Source organism: Bradyrhizobium retamae (genome assembly GCF_001440415.1).
GTDB lineage: Bacteria > Pseudomonadota > Alphaproteobacteria > Rhizobiales > Xanthobacteraceae > Bradyrhizobium > Bradyrhizobium retamae.
This window is the reverse complement of the sequence record NZ_LLYA01000185.1, coordinates 1-25,675: the sequence shown is the minus strand read 5'-3', so window position 1 is coordinate 25,675 and position 25,675 is coordinate 1. Positions and strand designations below refer to the sequence as shown.

18 protein-coding genes and 3 pseudogenes are annotated in these 25,675 nt (G+C 59.0%); 10 read left to right on the top strand and 11 right to left on the bottom strand.

Annotated features, from left to right (window positions below; all coding sequences use genetic code 11):
- Positions 1-17: 17 nt before the first annotated feature.
- On the bottom strand, positions 18-290 hold the full coding sequence (locus CQ13_RS31285) for a hypothetical protein (protein WP_156434013.1): 273 nt from the start codon (positions 288-290) through the stop codon (positions 18-20).
- Positions 291-530: 240 nt separating this feature from the next.
- Here CQ13_RS31285 and hpnN point away from each other — a divergent pair, with 240 nt between their 5' ends.
- The 4 genes and pseudogenes from hpnN to CQ13_RS31265 all read left to right on the top strand — a co-directional run bounded on the left by hpnN (position 531) and on the right by CQ13_RS31265 (position 7,432).
- On the top strand, positions 531-3,188 hold the full coding sequence (hpnN, locus tag CQ13_RS31280) for a hopanoid transporter HpnN (protein ID WP_283807545.1): 2,658 nt from the start codon (positions 531-533) through the stop codon (positions 3,186-3,188).
- 415 nt (positions 3,189-3,603) lie between these two features.
- Positions 3,604-4,830, top strand: a complete 1,227-nt coding sequence (locus CQ13_RS31275; RefSeq protein WP_057846665.1) for an ABC transporter substrate-binding protein — start codon at positions 3,604-3,606, stop codon at positions 4,828-4,830.
- Positions 4,831-5,094: 264 nt separating this feature from the next.
- Positions 5,095-6,617, top strand: a pseudogene (locus CQ13_RS31270) (Do family serine endopeptidase).
- Between the two features lie 131 nt (positions 6,618-6,748).
- Positions 6,749-7,432, top strand: a complete 684-nt coding sequence (locus tag CQ13_RS31265) for a site-2 protease family protein (protein ID WP_057846664.1) — start codon at positions 6,749-6,751, stop codon at positions 7,430-7,432.
- Positions 7,433-7,447: 15 nt separating this feature from the next.
- Here CQ13_RS31265 and CQ13_RS31260 read toward each other — a convergent pair whose 3' ends face one another.
- The gene (locus CQ13_RS31260; RefSeq protein ID WP_082637743.1) at positions 7,448-9,808 is read right to left on the bottom strand and encodes an efflux RND transporter permease subunit; all 2,361 of its coding nucleotides are present in this window, start codon (positions 9,806-9,808) and stop codon (positions 7,448-7,450) included.
- Between the two features lie 518 nt (positions 9,809-10,326).
- On the opposite strand from CQ13_RS31260, the gene CQ13_RS31255 reads away from it, so the two are divergent.
- From CQ13_RS31255 to CQ13_RS31240, 4 genes and pseudogenes are all read left to right on the top strand, one after another.
- Positions 10,327-10,539 (top strand): hypothetical protein, encoded by a 213-nt coding sequence (locus CQ13_RS31255; protein WP_245309441.1) that lies wholly within the window; start codon positions 10,327-10,329, stop codon positions 10,537-10,539.
- Positions 10,540-10,752: 213 nt separating this feature from the next.
- Positions 10,753-11,199, top strand: a complete 447-nt coding sequence (locus CQ13_RS31250; RefSeq protein ID WP_057846662.1) for a peptidoglycan-binding domain-containing protein — start codon at positions 10,753-10,755, stop codon at positions 11,197-11,199.
- Positions 11,200-11,621: 422 nt separating this feature from the next.
- The gene (locus CQ13_RS31245; RefSeq protein ID WP_057846673.1) at positions 11,622-12,464 is read left to right on the top strand and encodes an alpha/beta hydrolase; all 843 of its coding nucleotides are present in this window, start codon (positions 11,622-11,624) and stop codon (positions 12,462-12,464) included.
- Positions 12,465-12,472: 8 nt separating this feature from the next.
- A pseudogene (locus CQ13_RS31240) lies at positions 12,473-12,811 on the top strand (SOS response-associated peptidase family protein); the annotation flags it as partial.
- Here CQ13_RS31240 and CQ13_RS31235 read toward each other — a convergent pair.
- The 9 genes from CQ13_RS31235 to CQ13_RS31200 all read right to left on the bottom strand — a co-directional run bounded on the left by CQ13_RS31235 (position 12,808) and on the right by CQ13_RS31200 (position 22,970).
- Complete coding sequence (locus CQ13_RS31235) at positions 12,808-13,731, bottom strand: glutathione S-transferase family protein (RefSeq protein WP_057846660.1); 924 nt, start codon at positions 13,729-13,731, stop codon at positions 12,808-12,810. The pseudogene CQ13_RS31240 and the gene CQ13_RS31235 overlap by 4 nt on opposite strands.
- A gap of 78 nt (positions 13,732-13,809) precedes the next feature.
- Positions 13,810-14,130, bottom strand: a complete 321-nt coding sequence (locus CQ13_RS47320) for a thiamine pyrophosphate-dependent enzyme (RefSeq protein WP_197427505.1) — start codon at positions 14,128-14,130, stop codon at positions 13,810-13,812.
- Positions 14,094-15,260 carry a thiamine pyrophosphate-binding protein gene (locus CQ13_RS31230; RefSeq protein ID WP_156434012.1) on the bottom strand — a complete coding sequence of 389 codons (1,167 nt, stop codon included), beginning with the start codon at positions 15,258-15,260 and terminating at the stop codon, positions 14,094-14,096. Before CQ13_RS31230 ends, CQ13_RS47320 begins: the two co-directional genes overlap by 37 nt.
- A 282-nt stretch (positions 15,261-15,542) precedes the next feature.
- The gene (locus tag CQ13_RS31225) at positions 15,543-16,796 is read right to left on the bottom strand and encodes an adenylate/guanylate cyclase domain-containing protein (protein ID WP_057846658.1); all 1,254 of its coding nucleotides are present in this window, start codon (positions 16,794-16,796) and stop codon (positions 15,543-15,545) included.
- Positions 16,793-17,182, bottom strand: coding sequence for a response regulator (locus CQ13_RS31220; protein ID WP_057846657.1), 390 nt, complete (start codon positions 17,180-17,182; stop codon positions 16,793-16,795). The genes CQ13_RS31225 and CQ13_RS31220 overlap by 4 nt, the downstream gene beginning before the upstream one ends.
- A complete protein-coding gene (locus tag CQ13_RS31215; RefSeq protein WP_057846656.1) occupies positions 17,179-19,779 on the bottom strand; it encodes a cache domain-containing protein in 2,601 nt (866 codons plus the stop codon). Before CQ13_RS31215 ends, CQ13_RS31220 begins: the two co-directional genes overlap by 4 nt.
- Positions 19,780-19,814: 35 nt before the next feature.
- Positions 19,815-20,792, bottom strand: a complete 978-nt coding sequence (locus CQ13_RS31210) for an ABC transporter substrate-binding protein (RefSeq protein ID WP_057846655.1) — start codon at positions 20,790-20,792, stop codon at positions 19,815-19,817.
- Between the two features lie 103 nt (positions 20,793-20,895).
- Positions 20,896-21,894, bottom strand: a complete 999-nt coding sequence (locus tag CQ13_RS31205; protein WP_082637742.1) for an ABC transporter substrate-binding protein — start codon at positions 21,892-21,894, stop codon at positions 20,896-20,898.
- Positions 21,891-22,970 carry an ABC transporter substrate-binding protein gene (locus tag CQ13_RS31200; RefSeq protein ID WP_197427504.1) on the bottom strand — a complete coding sequence of 360 codons (1,080 nt, stop codon included), beginning with the start codon at positions 22,968-22,970 and terminating at the stop codon, positions 21,891-21,893. The genes CQ13_RS31205 and CQ13_RS31200 overlap by 4 nt, the downstream gene beginning before the upstream one ends.
- A gap of 275 nt (positions 22,971-23,245) precedes the next feature.
- Between CQ13_RS31200 and CQ13_RS31195 the strand changes: the two are divergent.
- Together CQ13_RS31195 and CQ13_RS31185 are read left to right on the top strand one after the other, a co-directional pair.
- Positions 23,246-24,264 (top strand): annotated as a pseudogene (locus CQ13_RS31195) (ABC transporter substrate-binding protein).
- A gap of 268 nt (positions 24,265-24,532) precedes the next feature.
- On the top strand, positions 24,533-25,531 hold the full coding sequence (locus tag CQ13_RS31185) for an ABC transporter substrate-binding protein (protein WP_063800195.1): 999 nt from the start codon (positions 24,533-24,535) through the stop codon (positions 25,529-25,531).
- The last annotated feature ends 144 nt before the right edge of the window (positions 25,532-25,675 follow it).

Below are 25,675 nucleotides of genomic sequence, written 5' to 3'. Positions count from 1 at the left end.
TCGTACAACACGACCCGTTAGTGAACGATCGGCTCCCTATTGGCGGCTGCGTAGGGCGCCGCCGGCGGTCCGCCATACAGATAGGTCTGCAGATAGGTCTGGTCGGGCGCGTAAATCTCCGGACCGTAGGCACCGAATTCTCCGCCATAGAGATCGGCAAGCACGAATGGCCACACGACGGGTGCCCCTTCATGAAATCCGTCGCCGTGCGCCTCCCCCTGAATGATGAGCGCAGAGATAGCCAAGACGGCGATCGCGATGATGCTAAGCAGACGCGCAGGCGTGCTCACGGTCTTCTTTCCTTTCGGGATCATAAGTGCCGACCAGTGTCTACAGTTCCTGGCTCGGACAAGCGGCGCGCCGAACTTTCCAAAATTTAATTCCTCTGCCGATGCACGCCTTGCGCGGCAGAGCCACTTGTTGAGTTGTCTGCTTGCCGATCGTGGTTGGTATAGCGAGTCCCACCAAGCTACGCTGGCTTCGTCTCCGACCGGCTCAGCACCGGACGCATTGCTGTTGCGTCCAATAGGATGCGGGAGAGTCAAGATTTTCAGTCTGAGTTCGCAATGACCCAAACGATCGTTCAAATCGTCGATTTCTGCGCCCGCCGCAAATGGATCGTGATCGCGCTCGCAGCGGTGCTGCTGCTCGGAACGGTCGTATTTGATGCAACCCGCTTTTCCATAGACACCAATATCGAAGGGCTCATCTCGCAAAATCTACCCTGGCATCAACGTCAACTGGAGCTGGGCAAGGCCTTTCCGCAGAAGGCAATCTCCGCCGTCGTGAGGGCTCCAACGGCCGAAAATGCCGAGATCGCTGCCGACGAACTGGCGCAGAGCCTCTCGAAGAACCGCGACCAGTTCAGCACGATCGGGCAGCCCGACAGTGGCGATTTCTTCGAGCGCAATGAACTGCTCTTTGCTTCCCCGTCGGAGATAGGGAAGAGCATTGCCGGGCTTGCCGAGGCGAGGCCCTTTCTATCGCAGCTGGCCGGGGACCCAAGCCTTCGGGGCATCATGAAGGCGCTATCATTCGCCGCTGACCTCGTTCAGGCCGGCAAGATCAGGATTGATCAACTGGAGTGGCCACTTTCGCTCGCCAATCGGACAATGAGCGACGTGCTATCAGGAAAACCGGCATCATTCTCCTGGCAGGAGCTGCTGCAGGGCCACTCCTTGCCGACCAGGGAGCTTCGTCACTTCATCGAAGTCGCGCCCAAGCTTGATTTCAATGCGCTCCAGCCCGGACGGGCCGCGGAGGTGGCAATTCACCAGGCTGCGACCGACCTGAATCTCAAGAGCAAGCTCGGCGCTACCGTTCAGTTGACTGGCCAGGTGCCGATGAATGACGATCAGTTCTCCGTGATCAGCAACAGCGCGTTGCGTGATACGCTGACCGCTCTGCTCGGCGTGCTGGTAGCCCTGTGGCTCGCACTGCGCTCCTGGAAACTCATCGTTGCGGTGCTCTTCAGCCTGATGGTTGGCCTCGCCGCAACTGCGGCACTCGGCCTCGCAATGGTCGGCTCTTTCAACCTGATCTCGATCGCCTTTTTCGTGTTGTTCGTCGGGTTGGGAGTTGACTTCGGCATTCAATTCAGCGTGCGCTATCGCAGCGAGCGACATGAGGAACGCGGCCTGCGACGCGCGTTGCGAAGCGCGGCGCGGAAAGCCGGCAATCCTCTGGCGATGGCGGCAGCGGCTACCGCCGTCGGCTTTTTCGCTTTCCTGCCCACCAGCTATCAGGGGCTTTCGGAACTCGGCCTGATTGCCGGCTGCGGCATGCTGATAGCTTTCGCCTGCAGCATCACGTTGGTGCCGGCGATGCTGGCTGTGCTCAATCCAGGCGGCGAAGTGGCGCCGGTAGGCTTCGGCCGGCTCGCACCTCTGGACGATTTCCTGCAACGGCATCGCATTGCGGTGATCGTCGGCACCATCGGTTTGGTCCTGGCGGGGACGCCGTTGCTGCTGCATTCGCGGTTCGATTTCAACCCCGTCGACCTGCAAAGTTCGACATCGCCCTCGGTGGTGACCTACCGCCAACTGCAGAACGAGCCGCAAGCCAGTGCCAGCGACGCCGAGATACTCGAGCCCTCCGAGCCACAGGCTGTGAGCACCGCGAAGGATCTGGCAGCCTTGCCCGAGGTCTCTCAAACCCTGACCTTGGATCGCTTTGTCCCGAGCGAGCAACACCAGAAGATCGCTGCCTTGCGAGCTGCCTCGCAGGAACTCCATGGTACTCTCAATCCCGCGAGACATCCCCCTGTACCCGACGATCAGGAAACGATCGCAGCGATCCGTAGCGCCGCCGATGCTCTGGCGAAAGCTGCGGCAAAAGGTAATGGCCCCAGTGCGGAGGCCGCTCTCAACGTCTCACGCCTGCTCGCGCGCCTCGCGAGCGCTGCTCCCGAGTTTCGAAGCAAGGCCGAGGCCGCGCTCGTGCCCCCGTTGACCTACGATCTGAATCTGCTTCGCAAGAAACTTGCACCCGAGGCGGTAACCATCAAGACGCTGCCGCCAACTCTGGTCCGCGACTGGGTATTGCCGGACGGCAGAGCCCGCGTCGAGGTTATGCCGAGAGGAGATCCCAATAACGCCAATGTCCTGCGGCGATTTGCAACCGCCGTGCTCCGCGCCGCACCGCTGGCTACAGGTGCCGCGATCAGCTACTACGAGTCCGGAAATACCGTGATAACGGCCTTTGTTGAGGCGGGAGTGCTGGCGCTACTTGCCATCGCCATACTGCTGTTCGTCGCGTTAAGACGCGTGACTGATGTGCTCCTGACGCTCATTCCTCTGCTGCTCGCCGGCATCGTGACGCTCGAGCTCAGCGTCATCTTTGACCTGTCTCTCAACTTCGCGAATATCATTGCCCTTCCACTACTATTGGGCGTTGGAGTGGCTTTCAAGATCTACTACATGATGGCGTGGCGCGCCGGAAAAACGGGCTTATTGCAATCGACGCTCACGCGAGCTGTGGTCTTCAGCGCCATGACCAACGCGGCTGCATTTGGAAGCATGTGGGCATCTAACTATCCGGGTATGTCGAGCATGGGCAAGCTGATGGCGCTCGCGTTGCTGTGCACGATGGCGGCCGCGGTGTTGTTCCAGCCCGTCCTGATGGGGCGGCCGCGGCAAGCAAAGCCGCTCGGCGACGCGCTCCAGCACCTGCCAAAAGCCGCCGAATAGCTCGGAGCTCGCACTGAGATGTTAGGTGCGTGCATTCTGCGGTCCGAGTTCACTCCCGAATTCGTCGCCTGCCTTGTCTTTTGCTACGAAAGACCACAGCGCCTAACGTGCCTCGGCGCACTGCTGTAATTCTGTCGAAAATTTAATTCTATGGCAGAGGGCGGCCCTGAAGCGCTCATTGCGTACGCGAGCGCAAGCAATTGCCATATCGCGTTCCGTTCAGCCTCTTCAACCGCAAGGCTTTTTTCCTCCCGATGGCGGCGCACTCTGCCAATCCGAGCATCCCACGATCTCGGCAATTCGTGCCAGCTCTCCTTGCATGCCGACACTGCGATAATGGAACCGACTTTGACGCGCGCGCGTTCAGGCGCGCAAGGGCAGAGTTGCTTCAACAAGTTTTTCAAGGAGAAGAGAGATGAGTCCCAATCGCCCTGTCGTCGCATTGGCGGCGATCGGATTGCTTGCGGCTGCCGGTGCTACTTTCGCGCAAGGCGAAGCCGGACAATACGATCCCGGCGTCACCGACACTTCGATTAAGATCGGGAATATCATGCCCTATAGCGGTCCCGCCTCCGCTTATGGCGTGATCGGCACCGCCGAAGCTGCCTACTTCCGTGAAATCAATGACAACGGTGGCGTCAACGGACGCAAGATCAACTTCATCAGTTATGACGACTCATACAGCCCGCCCAAGACCGTGGAGCAGGCACGAAAGCTGGTCGAGGACGATGAGGCGCTTCTGATCTTCAATTCGCTGGGCACGCCGACAAATACGGCGATCCAGAAATACATGAACTTGAAGAAGGTGCCGCAGCTGTTCGTCGCGACAGGCGCGACCAAGTGGAACGACCCGAAGGAATTTCCGTGGACGATGGGCTGGCAACCCAGCTACCAGACCGAAGCCCACATCTATGCCAAGTACATTCTTCAGAACAAGCCGGATGCCAAGATCGCGGTGCTGTATCAGAACGACGATTATGGCAAGGACTACCTGAAGGGACTGGAGGACGGGCTCGGCGCCAAGGCGAATCTGATCGTCGCCAAGCAATCCTACGACGTTAACGAGCCGACTATCGACTCCGAGATGGTCAACCTGCGGGCCTCCGGAGCGAACGTCTTCGTGGACATCGCGACACCGAAGTTCGCCGCCCAGTCGATCACCAAAGCGAACGAGTTGAACTGGCACCCGCTGTTCATCCTCAACAACGTGAGCTCCTCGGTCGGAGGCGTGATCAAGCCGGCGGGCTTCGACAAGGCCCAAGGGATCATCTCTGCAGCCTACTTGAAGGATCCGACCGATCCGCAATGGAAGGACGATCCAGAGATGAAACTCTGGACCGCCTTCATGGACAAGTACCTCCCGAATGCTGACAAGAGCGACGCCAACAACGTCTACGCCTACGCCGTGGCCCGCACGATGGTCCAAGTGCTCAGGCACTGCGGCGACGATCTCAGCCGTGATAACGTCATGAAGCACGCGGCCAACCTGAGGGACTACGACCCTGGACTGTTGCTGCCTGGCATCAAGGTCAACACCAGCCCGACGGAGTTTGCGCCAATTCAGCAGCTGCAGTTGATGCGGTTCAAGGGCCAGACCTGGGAGCGATTCGGCACGGTGCAGAGCGGCAAGATCGGGAGCTGACGATCCGGCCTCCGCGTTCGAGGACCTACCCGCACCGTCGCGGTTCGCCGCGATGGTGCGGTGCCTCGTGATCAAGCTTTCCTGGCCGCAAATCACTCCGGCATGCAGGTCTCGCGTCGAGCGTCGCGACTTGCGGGAGGCCAAGCAGTGCTTGCCGCCTGATCATCAATCCGGATGTCCAATATTTAATTGCCCCGACAGGACACCTTCATGTTCGTCGATTATTTTTTCGAAGCGGGCAGAAGAAATTTCGGAGACTTCATCATGACAGAGGCGAATAATTCGGCACAACCGCAGCAGCGAAAACTTCTGAGCGGGCGCCGCTTGACGTTGCTCAGTTCGGTTGCGCTTGTCGGAGCGGCAGTCGCCTTCGGTTCATTGGCATCTGATAGGCTCAGCGGCGCGTGGTGGCCGTCTGCCGCGCACGCCTTCGAAGCCCAGCAGGGCCCTCGCGGCTTTGCCGATCTGGTCGCGAAGGTGAAGCCCGCGGTCATTGCGGTTCGCGTCAAGATCGATCAAGAGGCTGAGTCAGCCGGCACGAACCAAAACGACACGCAAGATCTTCCACCCTCCATGAAGGGGTCACCATTCGAGAAGTTCTTCCGCCAGTTCGGTGATTTGCCACCCGGCGCCCAGGAGCATCAGATCATCACCGGTCTCGGTTCGGGTTTCTTCATCACGCCGGACGGCTATGCGGTAACCAACAACCATGTTGTCGATCATGCCCAATCGGTCCAGGTGACGACGGATGACGGCAAGAAATACACGGCCAAGGTCATCGGCACCGACCCGAAAACCGACCTTGCGCTCATCAAGGTCGATGGCAAGAGCGATTTCGCCTATGTCAAATTCGAAGACAGCGCCCCGCGCGTCGGCGACTGGGTCGTTGCGGTCGGCAATCCCTTCGGGCTCGGCGGCACGGTAACCGCTGGCATCATATCGGCGCAGGCGCGCGAGATCGGATCGGGCGCCTATGACTATATGCAGATCGATGCCCCAATCAACAAAGGAAACTCTGGCGGGCCGACATTCGATATGAACGGCAACGTAGTTGGCGTCAACACCGCGATCTATTCTCCGTCAGGCGGATCAGTTGGCATCGGCTTCGATGTTACCGCGCAAACCGCCCAATCGGTGATCGCCCAGCTCAAGGACAAGGGTGTTGTGACACGCGGATGGCTCGGCGTGCAGATACAGCCGGTCACTTCCGAGATTGCTGACAGTCTTGGCTTGAAGAGCACGCACGGCGCGTTGGTAGACGACGCTCAGCCGAATGCCCCGGCTTCCAAGGCCGGGATCCGACCGGGCGACGTCATTACCGCGGTAGCCGGCAAGCCCATAAAGGATTCGCGAGAGCTGGCGCGTCAGATCGCGGCGGCGGCACCCGACACTTCGGTCAAGCTGGACGTTGTCCGCAAGGGTGAAACCAAGACGTTGACGGTGACGTTGGGCACAACGCCAAAGGATCGGCAGGCCAGCAACGGCGAAGAGAAGTCCAAGCGCGCGAACAACGTTCCCCACCTTGGCCTGACGTTGCTCCCGCGGATGAGGTCGCCGGCTCCGACGATAAAGGCGTCGTCGTGACGAGCGTCGACCCTGAGGGCGCCGCCGCCGAGCAGGGCTTGCAGACCGGTGACGTGGTGTTGGACATCGGCGGCAAGGCCGTCAGCAATGCAGATGATATCCGTGAGGCCCTTATAGATGCAGAAGCCCAAGGCAAGCACGACGTCCTGATGAGGGTGAAGACCTCTCAGGCAACAAAATTCGTAGCCCTACCGATCGGCTGACGACAGGAGGGTCCGCTTGCGCATCTCGCGCCTCCCCAGTCGCGCCAGGCGGCAAACCTCCGCAGGGCGGGTCTTCGGACCCGCCCTGCCCTGCAAAGCTCATTTCGACCGTGCTCCAGGGAGTTCGCGCAGTGACCGGCAACGCTATCTATCTCGTCACAATCTGGGCCCTTCCAGTGATCATCGCGGTCACCTTCCACGAGGCCGCGCACGGCTTCGCCGCACACCTCTTGGGCGACGATACGGCCTGGCGGCTCGGGCGCGTGAGCTTGAACCCTTTGAGGCATGTCGACCCGTTCGGCACTGTGCTGCTGCCGGGGATGCTGCTGTTGCTGCACGCGCCGTTCCTGTTCGGATACGCAAAGCCCGTGCCCGTCGACTTCGGAGCGCTGCGTCGGCCACGGCGCGATATGGTGCTGGTCGCGGCAGCGGGTCCGGCGATGAACTTCGCGCTCGCCGTGCTCGCAGCCCTGGCTTTCCATGTCACAAGCTACCTGCCGTCGCCGGCATCGCAATTTCTGATCGATAATCTGCAGAACGCGTTGATCATCAATGTTGTGCTTGGCCTGTTCAACTTGTTTCCGATCCCGCCGCTCGACGGCGGACGCATCCTGGTCGGCATACTCCCCCTCAGGCTGGCAATGCCAGTCGCCAGACTTGAGCCATATGGTCTGATCATCCTGGTCGGGCTGTTCATCGTCATGCCGCTGCTTGGTGCGCAGTTCGGGCTCAACTTCAACGCAGCTTCGCACGCACTCGCCTCTTCAGCCGACAGCACAATAAGCGAAATACTACGCATGACCGGCAACGCGTAGGGCCGATTAATGCGCCTATTGGCGACCACGGCCGGCCCATTCGGACGCCAATCGCAGGAACGTGATGGTGGGGCGCAGGATCGTCAAGTCGGCGATGAGTGCAAGAACCATCGCGAAGGTGCTAAGCCAGCCGAACATTCGCAGCGCCGGCAGATTGGAGAACACGGTCACGATCAGTCCGCATGAGAGGACAACCGATGTCAGGATCATGGCCGGTCCGACCAGAATGGTGGCACGCTTGACGCTGGCTTCCGAGCCATCGCCCTGAAGCTCCTCGAGCCGCAAGCGATTGAGGAAGTGGATCGTGGCGCTCAATCCCAGCCCGAACGATACAGTCAGCGCGACGACGCTGGCGAATTGCAGACCGTCTCCGAGCATCCACAACAGCGATCCGGCGACCACGATCGGGAACACCGCAGGCAGGATGCTGGCGAGCATCGCCTGAACAGATCGGAAGGCGAGGCCAATGAACGCGGCGACGAAGACCGCCTCCACGGTCAGTCCCCGATTGAGCTTTTCAATCATCCTTGCGCTGTTGCGCGCGGCAATCGCAGACAGGCTGGTGACGGAAATCGTATACCCGGGATGTTGCATGCGCACCGCGCCCAGCGCCCGGCCAACAATCGGGCGGATTTGGCTGGCGTCGATGTCGGGGACGCGCCCGGCCACGACCACGGCATCCTGATCGGCCGAGACGAACCGCCGGACCAGGTATCGAGGAAGAATGTCGACATAGCGCTTCAATGTCGGCGCATCCGGCTCGCCCGTTCTCGCCAGCCAACGCCGGAGCGTCTCAAGCGACCAGACGTTGCTGATGCCCCGCTGGCGTTCCATGATGCCGTGAACTTCGGCGATGGCGTCGAGCGTTTGCGGTGCATAGAGCGACGCGCCCTTTGGAAACTGGATCATGACATTGATCGGGTTGGATCCGGTCAACTCGGAATCGAGACGCCCCGCTGCTGCGACGGCCTGACCGCGGTCGGGCACCTGGTCGGAAAGGCGGTAGCGCGGCTGCAGCTGCGTGTAGATCGATCCGAACCCGATCACGGCGATCAGCCCGAGCAGCGTGTAAAGGCCTGGGCGCGAAACGATGCGGCCTGCAATCCAGCCACAGGCAAGGCGCAAGCTATCCACCGCCCGATCGGCGCGCCGCGCTTTCTCGGCAAGGCCGGCTTCATCGCGCACCAGGATAATGCCGAACAACGGCACCAGAAGCAGCACCGTCACAAGCGCAATGGCGGTCGCGATCAGACCGGCCTTGCCGAAGGCGCGGATCAGGTCGGACTGCGTGAACTGCAGCGCAATGAACGACAGGGCCGCCGTGCCGTGCGTCAGCACGCAGGCGGGCCCCACGACAGTGATGGCGTCGCGAAATGCAGCATAGCGGCTCTTGCCGGCGATCATCCTGTCACGGGCCAGAAACGTGAGCTGCATGCTGTCGGAGAAGCTGATCACCATGATCAGCGGCGTCATGACGTTGAGGAAGATGTTGAGCTTGAAACCGAGCCAACCCAAGGCGCCGAGCCCGAGCAGGATCGCGATCAGCGGCGGCCCCGCGGCAACAGCCATGAACGATGCCCGCCGGAAGAACAGCATCGCAATGAGGCATCCGGCGGCAAATCCCGCGGCGTTGTAGATGATCCGGTCGCGCTCAAGCGCATGGCGGATTTCAAGCTGCATGACCGGCACGCCGGTCAGGCTTGCCTTTAGCCCTGTTCCGGTGAGATCACGGTCAGCCGTGGTGCGGATTTCTTGGACGATCGCAGCGAGCGTGTCGCCTTGCGCCGCGTGGGGGTCGAGCGCCAGCACGACCAGGGCAAGGTCACCGTCAGTCGACAAAAGCTTGCCGCGGATGATCTCGTTAGAGGTTATGCGGGATACTAGCTTCTGATAGGCTTCACCTTGCGGCAACTGGTCGGGGACAAGGGGTGCAGGCGGCTGGCCGCCCGTTGGTGGCTCGCGCGCCGAAAACAGCGAGATTACGCCTCGCGTGCCATCGATGAGCTGCAGGTCTGTCACCAGGTTGCGCAGGCGGTCGAGCGAAGCGCGCTCCAGCAGTGATTTGCCTTCAACAACTACGAGAACGTCAAACTCGCTGGAGGGAAAGCGGTGCGACTCCAGTTCGTATTGCTTGAACTGAGGTGTATCGGAACGGAACAGCTGGCTGAGTGAGTCATCGATCCGGATGCGCGGAATGCCAAACCCGGCGATGACGACCAGCGCCGCGGCGACGCACGCGACGACGGTGGGGAACCTCAGGGACAAGAGGCCGATCCGTTCGATCCCGAAGGCGAGATCGCTCCGCCTGTCTCGCAGCGAGCGCAAGCATCGCCGCAGCGCTTGCACTAAAGTATAAAGCGGGCGGTCTGCATTCATGGAGCCCGCGCCACGGAAACCAGTTTCTTACGCTTCACTTTCGTTATTCCATCCGGTCGAACACCGGTTCGCAGCACATCATTCTTGTGTGGCGGCAGCTTCGATGGAAACCGATTTGGTCGAGCCTGATTCCTTGGATCGAAAAGAACTCGGACCGCGCACCACTCATGCAGCATCGAGCTCAGGAGGGGCCCCGAAAGGCTCCTCTACTCGATAACGTTCTGACCCTCATCGAGATCGCGGGGGCGCGCCTAATTGATCGGCCAAACACCGACGATTCGAACCATACTTCGATTTCATCATCGCTTCAGGTGGAATTAAGTTGATTTCACGTGTCGTTGCATCGACACTTCCTGGACTGACTCATCGATAGATGAGGACATTGCCCCGGCCTACTCAAACCGGGCAGCGTACTTTGCTGGCTCCGAGCGAAGCCACGGCGCAGTCTGCGAACGCGCGTGGCGCGCCCCGAGGACAGCCAAGAATGTCGTCAGAGACTGCAGAACTGGAATGTCACCGTGCCACAATTCGATCGCGACCTCGTTGCGCTTATGCGGACGGCGCTTGAAGACGTGATGTCGAGGGTGCCTCCCGAGGTCTCCAATGCAGCGACCAAGGCCTTTCTCGCCGAATGCATTCTCAAGGCTGCCGCGCAGGGGCATACCAGTTACAACGAGCTTTTGGCGGCCGCGACCGATCACATTCAAACCGTCATGACGATGTTTTCATGAACGGCTCCTGAGCGACGCCCGACCGATAGCTTCCGGTTAGAGTAGTCGTCCAGATCAACCTGTCATCCGCGACCTCGCGATCTCGACAAGCCTAACCTTACACATTTTTCATTCGCTCATCCTCGAACTCGAGGCAACAACGTGGGTCGATCCGCGTTGACGACATAGCCGGAGTACCCTGCGGCTTTTCAACTCAAACTCGAGAGAATCATCATGAGAAAATTCGCGATTGCGTTGCTCGCAACGACCGTGATCGGCACACCCGCCTTCGCTGCTTCAAGCGATATGCAGCAGCATCAAACCCAAGCCCATCAAATGCAGCCGCAAAACAGCGGGAAAGCGCAAACCCAAAATGATTCACAGCGGAGCGCGCAAAGCCGGCAAAACAGCTCGCCGCAAACAGCCCGAAGCGCCGCAAGCGATCGGCCGATTTCCCCTCAGAGTTTACCCCGACAAGAGATCCGACAGGTTCAGCAAACGCTCGACAAGGACGGATTCCGAGCTGGACCGGCCGATGGCCGCTGGGGACCCGAGACTCGCAACGCCCTCAAGCAGTTTCAGCACAGCAAGGATATCCGGGCCGATGGCCGGCTGAACCGGCAAACAATGGCGGACCTTGGCGTGAAGTCGTCGGAATTGTCCCCCCGACAGAGCCGGTGATGGGAAGGTAGAGCCTGCGCGATCTGCCTGCCTCGGCATCCGCAGCTACACCACCCGCAAAATTTCGCTGATAGACGGTGGCGCCCATCCTGCATCGCTTTGATCGGTCGATGACGTTCGAACGTGATGCCATGGGCGCTACTACAGTTTGGATACCCCAACGCAGTAACCAAGGGGTATCTCGTGCGTGAAGACAACTGCGGTTGCGACTATCGAGCTTTTGCGTCTCAATTACGATTCGGTGATCGCCGATTGACAGTTAGTATATGTGCCGACCCGGTCCCGCGGATCAGTCCGGCCGTCGCAGTGCTTTGCAGCGGGGCAGTAGCTTTCATAAATTTAATTTCGCGACGTAGCACCTGCCCCGCCCCCGACGCGTTTCAACACCATCTGTTGAATGAACAGTGACCGGGATGGAAACGATGAAGAGGGCATTTGCAGTGTTCGCCTGCGTCTGCGCTCTCGTCGGTAGCGTCTATTTCATCGCCAGCAAATGGGCCATTCGACATGAGACGTTGAATTTCTTCGATGCCACGCGACAGCGGCCAATTTCCGTGGATCTTGCGGTGCGTCGCGACTACGAGATGAAGGCGGACGCCGGTTACTGGAGGCTTCCGGTCGCCATCATCAGCAACGGCAATACCGTCAAGAATACAGAGTATTCGTTCCTGGCCAATGTCTTTGCGGCTAGGGGATATTTGGTTGCCAGCATTCAACAGGATCTTCCGACCGACCCGCCGTTAATGACCAAGGTCGGATTGCCTTACGTCGGCCGGCGCGAAGTATATGAAAAAGGTGAAGCCAACATTCTGTTTGCGCTTGGGCAATTGAAAAAGTTGCAGCCGAATGCCGACTATAACCACCTGACGCTTGTGGGACATTCGAACGGCGGAGACATTGCCATGTACTGCGCCAAGCATCATCCGAAACTGGTATCGAAAATTGTCACGCTGGACAATCTGCGCGTTCCGTTCGTGCTCAGCGACAAGCTGAAGATCCTTTCATTCCGGTCAAAAGACCCGAACTTCAAAACCGATCCTGGCGTTCTGCCGACTGCTGATCAGATCAAGGCGGAGGGCATCGATATCGTCAACACGAAATTCCAGCATACCGACATGAGCGACCGGGGCCCGGAGTCAGTGAAAGAGAAGATTCAAGCCACCCTGGATCACTTCCTGAGCGATAGCACAACCAGCGAGCTGTCGCCGGTGAATACAGACAAGCCAATCGTTGCCGACCCAGGGCTAACAGGTCCTTATCCTTAGAGCCTCAATTCAGCGAATTCAACAAGGCCGAGGGTGGCGATATCTGGTTTGCGTTAGACGAAAGCAGGCCCCTCGCCTGCTTCGCCGGCATCTGGACTAACTGGACATCAGTCCGGAAGGTCAAGGAGGGCGAAACCACGAACGACCTCTACGCATTCCTGACGACGGAGGCGAACTCGGAGGTCGGCGCCATCCACCCGAAGGCCATGCCCGTAATCCTGACAACACCAGAAGAGGTCGAGACCTGGTTGACTGCGCCTGCAGATGAGGCGCTAAAGCTGCAGCGGCCGCTTCCGGACAGCACGCTTCGGATCGTCGCCCGCGGCGTCAAGGAAGACTCGGCCTAGCGGGCCTCCCTCAGTTCGAAGCCGATGCGGGGGAAGTGGACGATAACATCCCCTGCTTGATCGCTGCGCAGCCAAACCGCGATTTCGTCGTCATCAACGAGCGCGAGGGTCCCAACGATTGCGTCCTTAGCGTAGTCGGCGGCCCGAATTTCAACAAGACTTCCGAGCTTTGGATCTTCCGGCTGCCGGACCGAGGTCCGCGGGACAGTCGGCGACGAGGAGCGCGCCACTTCGATCGCCGCGCTCGCGGTAATGGTTCGCGACCGCCCGTGGCCTATTGCTCTCATGCGCGACATCCATTGCCGGAGCAGCTCGAAGCGATCGAATTCATGAGACAGGCGTGGACTTCGGTCCGTAAGGAACCACATCGCATGGAAGACGGCGAGATCGGCTACAGTCACATTGGTTCCGCAGATCCATGGGCGTCCGTCGGCGAGCATGTCCTCGATGAGAGGCATCTGCGTTCGGACGAGCGGAGCGGAGCGTGCAGCGGCACGCTCGACGGACTTCACGCTCGGCACGGGCAAGCCTCTCATCCGTGCTCGATCTTCGAACAGTTCCTGCGGCATCAGATCGTGGTTGGTACCCCACGCGTACAGCATCACCGAACGGAAGAGCGGACCTTCCGCCCACGCCGCGACGGCGTTGGCCAGACCAATTTGTCCGGGAGGAAATAAACTTGGTCGTGGATGGCGCCTTTCCAGCTCGCGCAGGATCAGGCGGGTATCGCAGTAGATGTCCGCACCGATCTGCAGAACAGGCGCCCGACGATATCCACCAGTCAGGGCCGTGAGGTCCGGCTTCGGTGTCACCGGCGGCACGATCACGCTCGACCATTCCAGTGACTTGTAGCCCAGCGCGACGCGAATTTTTTCCGAATAGTTCGAGAAGTCGTAGTGGTGCAGGATCAGTTCGGACATAGATACCCTTAACTTGCCGCTCCGCGCATCGAAGCCATCAAGTTGTAAGCCGTATCGTCGGAGCCGCAATACTTTCAGTCATGACGTTAATGAGGGCCGGTTTCCCGCTCGCAAGAGCGCGCTCGATCGCGTATCGGCGGCACTTTTGACGAGTTCGCCATGACCGCCAAGCGCTTCGACGACGAGGTCGTATCGGGCTGGAATGAGCTCCATGTTATGCATGCGGTTCGAGCCGTATGATCTCAATTGAATCTGGCTTTCCGCATTCCAACAGCCGTCGTTTCCGACAACGGCTACGAACGGTAGGCGGCATCGAACCGCGGTCTCGAACTCTGAAAGGTGGAACCCGAGGCTGCCATCGCCTAGAACGGCGAAGATCGGGCTCTTTCCTCCGCGCATCGAGCGGCAATTGCCAAGGAGAGTGAGCTTCCGATCGCGCCCGATACGCCATTCACCATTCGACGCGTGCATGGAAGGATACTCTGGGCCCACTGCCCGATCTCGCCGCCGTCGGAGACCAGCACGGTATCCTTGTCGCGGTCTATGTAGGGTCGTAGTACACGCAACATTTCGGCTGGATGAAGTCGCCCCTCTGTCGACGAGGAGACGGAGGCCCATTCCGCAGGTCTGTCGTCCAGCGCCGAACGGGCCTGTTTGAGCCAATCTGGGTTTCGCTTGGCCAAACTCGAAGCGCGCGCGATCAGCGTCCGGGTCGCAACCTTCGTGTCCGCTACGCACCCCACCAGAACGCGAGGACCGACCTCATTCATTGCACGCCCGACCATGGCCGCATCTGGATCTATGACAACAAGTCGGACGTCCGGTCGGTAGTGCGGCGCTGCGGCCCATCGGGTGGTGAAGTCCAACGCTTTGCCTAAAAGCACGATGAGATCCACCGATTGGACAAGATCTGCGAACGCGCCCAGAGTTGCGTCGGCAGCCCCGCGCGGGCTTTCTAGGATGACTGCCGGTGCGTTGGTCGCAAGTTCCAATTCCTTGAGAAGCGAGCGTCCATCCACGCTCGAGAGCGCGGGCGGTGCGAAGATGATCGGCCGCTCCGACGACGCGATCGCAGAGAGTATTTTGTCCGCGGCCTCCGTTTCGATATCTCTTCCTTCAATTGAGCCAGTGACTTTTGGCCAAACAACTTCATCCAGACCGACCGTTTCGTCGAGGAGGTCCGACGGCAAACTGACATGGACGGGTCCGGGACGCCCTTCCCCGGCCAACCGAAGCGCTTCGGCGATGTCCTTTCCGAGTGCAGCGGTCGACTTTGCGGTCCATGACGCCTTGGTCACTGGCTTTGCCATGTCCGCCTGTCTGATTTCCTGGAACCCGCCTCGTCCCAGCTCCCACGTCGCTGCGTGCCCTGAAAGAAGAACCACTGGGGATTCCGCCGCTTGGGCCGCGAACAACGCTCCCAGCGCATTTACGTGGCCGGGGCCGCCGGTCACCATCGCCACGCCTGGCTCGCCGGTGACCCGACCCCACCCGTCGGCCATATGCACCGCGGCGGCTTCGTGCCTCACAAACAAACGCTCGGACCGGATTTCAAAGGCGAAGCGCGCGAAGCCTGGACTGCCTGCTGCGACATTTTGGCGGACGAAATAAGGTTCACAGCAAGTGCAAAGAGGGCCCCGGTTCTGCCCCCGTGTTAACGGCACTATCCCGAGCGTCACGCTGCTTCTGCTATCCCGATGTCTTGGTCACCAGAGGACATTTTCCGCAAACGGAATGAGCGCAACGGCTTGTTCTCGACATGCCGGCTGATGGTAGACAAAATCCAGCCACCCATCTGTCTGCTGTGGCACTCAACCCAATTCCATCCGGACGCCCTTGCCGCCGTTGAGCAGCCGTTTCAGATGAAAGCCGGCGAGCGGGTCATCGGAATGCATGCCGACCAGCGCGGCAAAAGCTGGCATCGCTCCTTGATCGCCGGCTTCAAGCTTAGCAAAGGCTTCGGAATAGCGAGCGGTGGCCGCCGTCGCGAAAGCTTCGGGCTTCAGCGGCTCGTAGGCGCGAAGCGGGCCGCTCCGACCGCGTAAGATCAGGTCGCCGACTGGGCGCCCCTGGAAATTCGCCGCTGCATTTGCGACGGCCGCGCTGGCGCAGATCCTGGTCCCCAGGAACTTGTTGGCCGTTTCCAGGCGTGCCGCGGTGTTGATTGTATCGCCGTGGGCCGTGTAGTCGAAGAAGCGACTTCCTCCGAAATTTCCGACGAGTGCGGAGCCGGCGTGAACACCGATGCGGGTCGCTCCGAAATTTACGTTTCTGGCTTTCCACCGCTCACGGAATTCTTCTGCCCAAGCGTCGAGAGCATGCGCGCAAGCGACCGCGCGCGTGGAATAATCGGGCTGATCGCCGGGTGCATTGAAGAGAACCTCGATCGCGTCGCCAATGATCTTGGCCACAGTTCCTTCGTGCGCGAAGACCACGTCGGTCATTCCGGTTACGTATTCGTTCAGCAATTCGCCCAGAACATCCGGCGCGGCAGTTTCGACCAGGGAAGTGAAGCCAGTGATATCCGTGAAGATGGTCGCGACTTCGCGCCAGCGCACCTCCATGCCGCCGGCCTCGCAGCTTCCAGCCGCAAGCCGTTTTGCCAGCTGAGGCGAGAAATAGCGCGACAACGAGGCATGAGCACGCTCAGCCTCGTTCTGCCGTCGGCGGGTTTCCCGCAGCATCTCGACGTGGCGGATCGTCTTCTCGATAGTCGCTTCGAGATCCGCGAAATCGATCGGCTTGGTCAGGAAATCAAAGGCGCCGCGGTTCATCGCGACGCGGATATTGCTCATGTCCCCATAGGCCGAAACGATGATGGTCGATTTCTTATCCTCTGCCTGCTGCAGTTTTGCGAGCAGCGAGAGGCCGTCCATCCGCGGCATGTTGATATCGCACACCACGAGATCGACGTTCGGATGTCGCTCGATCGATTGCAGCGCTTCGACACCGTCGCGCGCGAACATGAAGGTCACAATGCCTTCGCCGATTTGCCTGCGGAATTTCTGCAGGACCAGCTCTTCTAGGTCGGGCTCATCATCGACTACAAGTATCGTGGCCGTCATGCCGCTTGCTCGAGCCTGGCATCGATCTCGTGCCGCAACAGAGCGAAGTCTATCGGCTTGGTCAAAAGACCAACCGCACCTCGCTCGATTGCTTTTCTTCGGGTTTCAGGGTCCCCATAGGCCGTGATCATGATCACGGGGACGTCGGGTCGCCTGGCACGCACTTCGGGCAACATCTCCAGCCCGCTCATGCCAGGCATATTGATGTCGGAGAGGATCAAAATCAGCGTGGCATCCTGGATTTCCACCGCGCGCTGTAGTGCAACCGGAGCAGAGGGGGCGAACTCCATGAGAAAGCGGCCGGCGCGCAGATCGCGCCGGAAGTGCTGGCGAAATAGGGTCTCCACGTCGGGCTCGTCGTCGACCACAAGGATATAAACGCTCAATTTGCGCCTCCCGCATTTCCTTTTGCCGCCAACATCCGTGGCAGCGTAATGATGAATTCGGTAAAAACGCCTGGCTCGCTGTCGACGTCGATCCTACCACCATGCTGTTTCACCACGATGTCGTGGCTCATGGAGAGGCCAAGCCCGGTGCCTTCGCCTGCAGGCTTCGTGGTGAAGAACGGATTGAAGATCTTGTCTCGAACCTCGTTGGGAATCCCCATGCCGTTGTCGCGAATGCGGATCTCGACCTTATTGCCTAGATTTCTGGTGCTGGCGGTAAGGGTCGGCTCAAATCCGTCGCCTTCGGCTTGCTTGCGTTTAGTCGCAGCATAGAAGCCGTTCGAAATCAGGTTCAGGAGCACCCGCGTGATTTCCTGAGGATAGACGTCAATCGCACCGGCGTTGTGATCGAGGTCGCGCCTGAGCGTGATGTTGAAACCGGATTTCTCCGCGCGGGCGCCATGATAGGCAAGGTTCAGGCTCTCCTCGACAATCGCGTTGATGTCGGCAGCCCGGCGCTCTCCCGACCCTTCACGCGAATGCAACAGCATGTTCTTGACGATCGAGTCGGCGCGCTTGCCGTGCTGCACTATCTTTTCGAGATTGCCTCTGAGCGTATGCGTGAGCTCATTCAGTTCCTCGCGTACCTTGTCGCCGAGCGGGGCAGACTTGAGCAGATCGTTCACTTCGTCGATCAGCTCGGTCGACAGGGCCGAGAAGTTGTTGACGAAGTTCAGTGGGTTCTTGATTTCGTGCGCAATCCCCGCGGTGAGCTGGCCGAGAGAGGCAAGTTTCTCCGTCTGGATCAGCCGGTCCTGAGCGGTCCGCAGTTCTTCGAGCGACTGCGACAGCTCTGTCGTACGTTGGCGCAATTCGTTCAGCAATCGCGCGTTCTCGATCGCGATCACTGCCTGCGTGGCGAAGTTTGCAACCAACTCGATCTGCTTGTCTGTAAACGGCCTGACCTCCTGTCTGAAGATCGTAATCGTGCCGATCAGATCGTCCTCCTTGAGCATTGGAACGATGACCAACGTGCGCGCACCGGCAAGGTCAGCGATTGCGCGAACATTCGGATTGCCTTGAAGGTATGGAGGTTGCCTCCTGATGTCAGTAATGTGGACCGTTTGATGCGTTCGCTGTATCGAACCCAGTCCACTCTCGGGATGTGGGCGAATGGGCTTGTAAAGCTGGGTGTCGATGTAAGCCTTCGGCGCGTTGTAAGTCGCTACCGTCCGAAAGCCGTCGTTTTCATAGAGTGTCATGGTGCCGAAGTTGGCGCCACAGATCCGCGTTGCGTTTTCCAGCATCTTTTCGAACACAGGCGCGAGAGCGCCTGCCGACGAAGTGATCGTTTGGAGCACCTCGGACGTTGCGGTCTGTTGCTGAAGGGACTCGCGTAATTCTGCTGTCCGCTGTTCGACCTTCTTCTCCAAATCGGCATAGGATTCCTGCAGTCGAGCCCCCATATCGTTGAACTGATCGGCAAGCCCTTCCAGTTCGTCACCGGTCTTGATGCAGATACGCTGGGAAAACTCTCCGCCACCGATACGCTCCGCCCCGGCACGCAGGGCCTGGATTGGCCCAACCATGCGTCGAGCCAGGAATATGCCGGCGAGCACGGCGAAAACCGAGGCAGCCAGAAGCACAATGCCCAGCCGCTGCAGGGCAGTGTAAAGGGAGGCATATGCCTCCTCAACCGGCAGCTCGACGAGCATGGTCCAGCCCATGGGAGCAATTGGCGCGGAGGCCGCCAGAACCTGTTGGCCCTGAATGTTCAGTGCCCCCTGCAGTTCGTCCGCGCCGCCGTCAACTAGGCCGGCCTGCGCGGCCCGAACCTGCGCCAACTTCGACATGTCGGTGTTACGCAGCACCAGGCTAATGTCGGGATGCGCAATCAATCGTCCCTGCGAGTCGACCACGTAGGCGTGACCGTGCTGGCCGACCTTGATCTTGGAAACCACGTCCCAGATCAGCTTCAGATTCACTTCTGCGATGCTGACGCCGGCGTCTTTGCGGGTGCCCGCGACCGCCAGGGTCATGTACGGCTCGGACTCTCTTCGGAAATAGACAGGCCCGTAATAGGCCTTTTGCGCCATGGCCTCAGTGAACTTCGGCTCCTTGGAGAGATCGAGTCCGCTGTCGATCACGTCCATAGCCAGGCGCGAAATCCGGAGCCGCTCCTTGCCCGTCGAATCCACTTGGGCCAGCTCCGTGACGGCCGGCGCCTGGCGCAAGAGCCGTAGCGCATCAAACCGACGTTGCTCGGGCGAACCGGCCGACCACGGCAACTGCGTCGTCCAGCCGAGCTGGCTTTGGATCTCCTTGACGAATTGGCTGATCTTTGCCGCGGCGGCTTCGGCCTGTTCGTGCTGGATGCGGATCAGGGACGCCTTGTGCTCGCGGTAATAGAAGAAGACTTCGAAAATGCCGTTGGACAGAAGCGCAACGGCGACCACCGCAACGAACAGTGCGACGTACTTGAGGAAAAGGCGGCTTCCGTTCCTGCGCGGCGAGACAGTCTTCGACATCGCGCTCTCTGGCGGCGGTGCCGTCGCGGCCCGGCCTTGCGGCGTATCGGGGTGAAGAGAAATGCTCATGCCATTAACCGTAGCAAACCACTCCGGCGCACCTGCTATTCAATAAGCCGATCGGCTCGTGCCAATATGCCTTCCGGAACGGATACGCCGAGTTCCTTTGCCGTGTTTAGGTTTATGGCAAACTCAAACACGACCGGTTGTTCAACCGGAGTTTCGGCAGGATTGGCACCTTTGAAGATCCTGGCGATGTATTCCGCGCCCTTCCGCAAGATCGCGTTGAATTCGGCGCCGTAGCTTGCGAAACCGCCCAGGTCCACATAGCCCCCAAACTGGTACATCGCTGGAATCTTCTCCCTTGCCGCCAACTGTACAATTGGCGGTCGTACCGGATCGGCCAGAACGAAGAGCGTGTCGCAATTCTCCGCGCTCATTCTCGCAAACGCTTGCTCGAGTTCATCTTGGTTGGGTGCCATCACCGGGAGGGTCGTGAAGCCCAACGTCTTCGCCGCTTTGATTGCGATTTCCCGTTGTTCTGGATGAGTGGGATTGGACGACCCCAAAATCGCCAGACGGTTCGCGGTTGGCAGAAGGCTGTGAAGCAACTCGATGTCTTTGGGGACCGAATCTCCGTACATGTTGGCCATGCCAGTGATGTTGCCGCCCGGACGCGCCAAACTCTTGACGAACCCGGAGCCGATCGGATCGGTTGCGGGCATCATGACGATCGGGATTGCGCTCGTTGCTTTTTGGGCGGCAGCAATGGCTGGCGTTGCGATTGCCACGATTGCGTCGGGCCGCGCATCGACAATGTCTTTCGCGAGCGCATCTAGCGTGCCTGGCTTTCCTTTGGCGAACCTCGTGTCGATAAGAACGTTCGTTCCCTCAGCGAAGCCAAGCCGGGCGAGTTCAGAACTGAAGAGATTGAGCGCTGCGCGGTCGGCCGGGTTGTCCAAGTTTCCAGGATATAGATAGCCGACGCGCCACACCTTGCCAGCCGGTTGTTGGGCAAAGGCGCGAAGAGGCAGAGCGATTGAAGAATAGGCAACGGTTCTAACAAAATCCCTTCGCCGCATAGCAATTCTCCACGGGAGGCCAATTTGAAATCTGTACAACCTTACAAATTCAGACGATCAGGACGAAGCCTGGGGACCGAATCCGGTCAGAACACCCTCCATCTCATTCGATCACCTCATCGGCGCGGGCAAGCAGCGGCTCGGAACTTAGTAGTCCGATGTCCTGAGCAGCCTTGCGATTGATGACGAATTCGAATTTGGTCGGCTGATAGAAGGGGATGTCACCCGGTTTCGCGCCTTTGAGGATTCGATCGGTCACACGGGCGGCTTGTCGAAAAATCTCCACGAGGTCGATGCCATAGGCCATAAGGCCACCGGCTTCAACAAACGAACGAAACGGGTAGATGGCCGGCAACCGATACTGTGAAGCCAGCTCGCCGATCAGTTGTCGCTTTGTGATGTGCTCCGGACTTCCATCGACAAATAGCGCCTCGGCACCTTCCTGCGACATCCTGGCGAAGAGACGCCGATATTCTTCCTCGCTCCCATCATCGACAAAAGACGGGCCCACGACCTGGATACCGGCTTTCTCGGCTGTCTCTTGCATTGCGGCTCGTTCGGGGTTTCGTCGCACAGCCAGGATCGCCAACTTGGATATCGTTGGAACGAATTCCCTTAGAAGCTGAATACGTTTTGCCCAAAGCTCCAGACCGGCATCGACGGTAACGCCAGTGACGTTTCCACCCGGTCGAGCGATACTTGCCGCTATGCCGTGGCCTATCGGATCGCTGGTCATGGCAACAATCGGGATTGTTGACGTTGTCTCTTTGAGAGCGACGACCAGCGAAACACTGATCGCAAAGACAAGGTATGGATTGCGGGCCGCAACATCGCGCGCGAGCTTGGTATAGTTGTCGACGCGCCCTTCCGCCGAGAAGCGTTCGATCTCCAGATTATGTCCCTCGATGTATCCGAGCTGACGAAGTTCCCCGAAAAACTCGCGATAGTAACGGAAGCGGCTGAGTTCATTCAGCTCGGTTATCGGATGTGACGGATGCATTATGGCGATCCGGTACACTTTCGTAGATTGTTGCGCCCGTGCGACAAGCGGCAGTACGGCTGCTGCCCCAACGAGCGCAATGAACTCACGCCGCCGCTTCATTCGATCACCTCGTCAGCGCTCATAAGCAGCGTAGCCGGGATCGCAAGTCCGAGTGCTTTAGCGGCCTGCAAATTGATCACCAGCTTGAAGCGCGTGGGCTGTTCGACGGGCAGGTCAGCGGGTTTTGCGCCTTTCAAGATTTTGTCGACGTAACCGGCCGCTTTGCGAAAGAAGTCGGGGAAATCTTGCCCGTACGACATCAACAGTCCATGGGGTACCATTTCCGCAATGACCGACCCTGTCGGCATCCTGTGCGCCAGCGCAGCCCTGCCGACCCGCTCCCGTTCATTGAACAGCATCGATCCAATTACGATCGCGGCGTCGTAGCGATCTTCCGAGGCCGATGAAAAAGCCGTCTCAATCGCATCAGGGGTTGGCACCTCGACAGGGCCAGCTTCCAGCCCCAGAGCCTTCGCTGCGCTAACATATGGCGATGGGTTCGCAGCTATCGGGTCGTTAGTGTCGATCAGGAGCGCTAGGCGCTTGAGCGTCGGAACAGCCTCCTTCAATAGACCTATCCGTTTTCCCGAAGTATCCAGCGTCATGACAGACAATCCCGTCAAGTTACCGCCTGGGCGAGCCAAGCTTTCAATCAGGCCACTGCCGACCGGGTTAACGCCTATGACGAAGACTACGGGAATTGCACCCGTGGCTCGCTTAAGCTCCATCGCGCCTCTTTGCGTAACGGCGACAATTACGTCGGCCCGTTGATCGACGAGGTCCTCCGCGAACTGGCGAAACCGATCGGGCTGTTCGGCGGGAAATCGGTGCAAGAACATGACATTCTTGCCTTCGAGGTAACCGAGATCGCTGAACGCCTTGGTCAGGACGTCCAGATAAACCTTCTCCTCGTCGGCATTTCCAGCGTGCCAAAGCACGCCAATTTTGGCGTTTCCCCTATTCGCAGCAATCTGCTGCGCGTGCGCGATCAGCGGCCAAGCAGACGACACTCCCACAAGCTGGATGAATTGCCGCCTCCTCATTCGATCACCTCTTCGCCATCGCCACGAGCCTAAGCGGGTGATGTTGGCTTTCTTTGATGAGCGGAAGACCTCTTGCTTCTCAAAAGTGAACACCCAGCGTCAGACGTTGTCGATTCCAAAAAAGCCCCGATTCAGACGTCAGACCATGTAGTTTCGGTCAACGTTGTTGACCGTAAATCTCCGGGGCTGCGCGCTCCTGCTTGCTTGACACATTGCGTAGCCTAATAAGCTGATGCGACGTCTCTACTAGAGGGCACACTCGACGGCATCGTTACCGCGCTTCCCGTTCGAGACTATGCGTGTGTGGCCACCCAAGTTCGCTGTGAGAAGAGCATGGGTGGCAACGGATTGGGTCGTATGGTAGTTTGATGCGCAACCGTCTAACTGGCTCTGCTCGAACTACAATGGTGGATCGAATGAGGCGGCGGGAGTTCATAACGCATTTCGTGGCTGCAGCAGCTATCTCGTTATGTCCGGCATATGCAGAGAAAGGCGTACTTAATCTGGGCTTCGATTCAGCCGAGAAAAGCACGGAACTGCTCGCCGCCTTCCGCGAAGGTCTCCGCACCTTGGGTTTCGTGGATAACCAGAACGTCGCAATCGAATACGCCTTTGCCGAGGGACAATATGATCGGTTTCCGGAGCTGGTCGCAACCCTCGTCAAAAACAATGTTCGAGTAATTGTCGCCGCCACCGGTACAAACGGCGTTTTGGCGACAACGGCCGCAACAAAGACGATCCCGATTGTGTTTGCAATCGCCATGGATCCTGTATCCGTTGGCGTTGTTTCTAGTCTAAACAGGCCGGGAGGCAACGCGACCGGCGTGAGCATGTACACTCCACAGCTCGTCGCCAAGCGACTGGAGCTTTTGGCCGAGTTGACGCCTGCAGGCGGCACAATCGCAATGCTGATCAATCCGACGAATCCCAATGCAGATGTAATCTCCTCAGACGCTGAAGCCGCGGCCAAGTCGCTTGGACGGCAACTCTACGTTCTGCGGGCGAGCACAGACCAGAAAATTGCTACTGCCTTCGACGAGATCAGAGACCGGAAGTACGTTGCGCTGCTTGTCAGCCCAGATGCATTTTACATTGCGCGCCGAGAGCAACTTGCGGCGTTATGCGAGCAGAATCGGATACCAGCCATCTATGAGTGGTCTCTTTTCGTAAAAATGGCGGGCTTATGAGTTACTCGCCTCGTATCACTGATGTGTCCCATCAGCTTGGCGTCTATGCTGGAAAGATTCTGAACGGCGCAAAACCCGCTGACCTCCCGGTTGAGCAGCCAACCAGATTTGAGTTGGCGATCAGTTTGAAAACAGCAAGAGCAATCGGCCTTTCCATCCCGCCCAACCTCCTCTCGCGCGTCGACGAGGTAATGGAATAGCCTAGGGAGTTAGTTTCGCAGATATGTCGCACGTCGGGATTTCGCCGATTGCTGAAGTCCGAACCTGCGTTGCGCCGACGGCTTCGCTTGTCCAACCATTCCATACGCTGAGTCGAAAATGGTAAGCAACGTCCGCTGTCGAGAGTAAGCAAACATGCCAAATGGGCCTGGAAGTCTGCTTTGACCCTAAGCGGTCCTTCAAAGGATCTACAGAGCCCACCGCAAGGTGCTAGGCTTTTCGGCCCGTGGTCCTTGCAGGGAGGGACACATGCGACGGCGTGAGTTCATCGCGTTCATGGGTTCAGGAGTCATGCTGCCGCTTAGCGCACGAGCGCAGCAATCGACGAAGGCGTACCGGATCGCGATACTGCATCCATTGTGGCCGGTCGCCGAGCTAACCGAAGTTAGCAGCAACCGGTTCTGGCGGGAGCTTTTCCAGGAAATTCGCCGTCTCGGCTATGTCGAGGGACAGAACCTGGTAATCGAGCGTTATTCCGGCGAGGGGCGTGCGGAACTCTACCCCAAGCTCGCCCGCGATATCGTAGCCAGCAATCCCAATCTTGTTGTTGCGTTTACGAATTGGGTGGTGGTGCCTCTCAGAGAGGCAACGTCCACCATACCGATCGTTGCGATGACCATAGATCCGGTCGATCTTGGCCTTGTGCCGAGCATCGCACGGCCGGGCGGGAACATCACGGGCGTCAGCGTCGATGCTGGATCGGAGATTTGGGGCAAACGGCTTGAGCTTCTCCGGGAAGTCGTCCCAAAAATATCGAAGCTGGCAATTCTGGGGCTGCGCCAAAACCCGGCAGGAGCCTTAATGCAGAAGGCGGCAGAGAAAGCGGGCGTAGTAGTCGTTGGGCCCTACTATCTCGAGGATGCAAGCGAAGCGGAATATCAGCGTGTCTTCGCCTTCATGTCGCAGGAAGGTGCCGACGCGCTCTTCGTCGACGGGAGTCCGGAACTCATTACGAAGGCACAACTGATCGGCGAGTTGGCTAAGAAATACCGGTTGCCGGCCATTTATCCATTTCGGTCGTATGTAGAAGACGGCGAAGGGCTCATGGCCTATGGCGTCGATTTTGTGGAGCTTTTTCACCAGGTCGCTCGTTCCATCGACAAAATCCTCAAGGGTGCGAAGCCCGGTGATATTCCCTACTATCGGCCGACGAAATTCGAACTCGTCATCAATCAGAAGGCTGCCAAGGACCTTGGATTAGTAATTCCCGAGTCGTTGCTCGCCCGCGCTGACGAGGTGATCGAATGATGTCCCCTGTTGGCACCTATGAGCAATGGCGACCGGCCGTGACGATGTCCGTTTCCAGGGAAGACCGGAAGTAGTCGGCCGACGACCAAAATGACGCGATTGATGCTGTGGACGGCGCCCACTCTGCGGCATCGAAGTGCCATA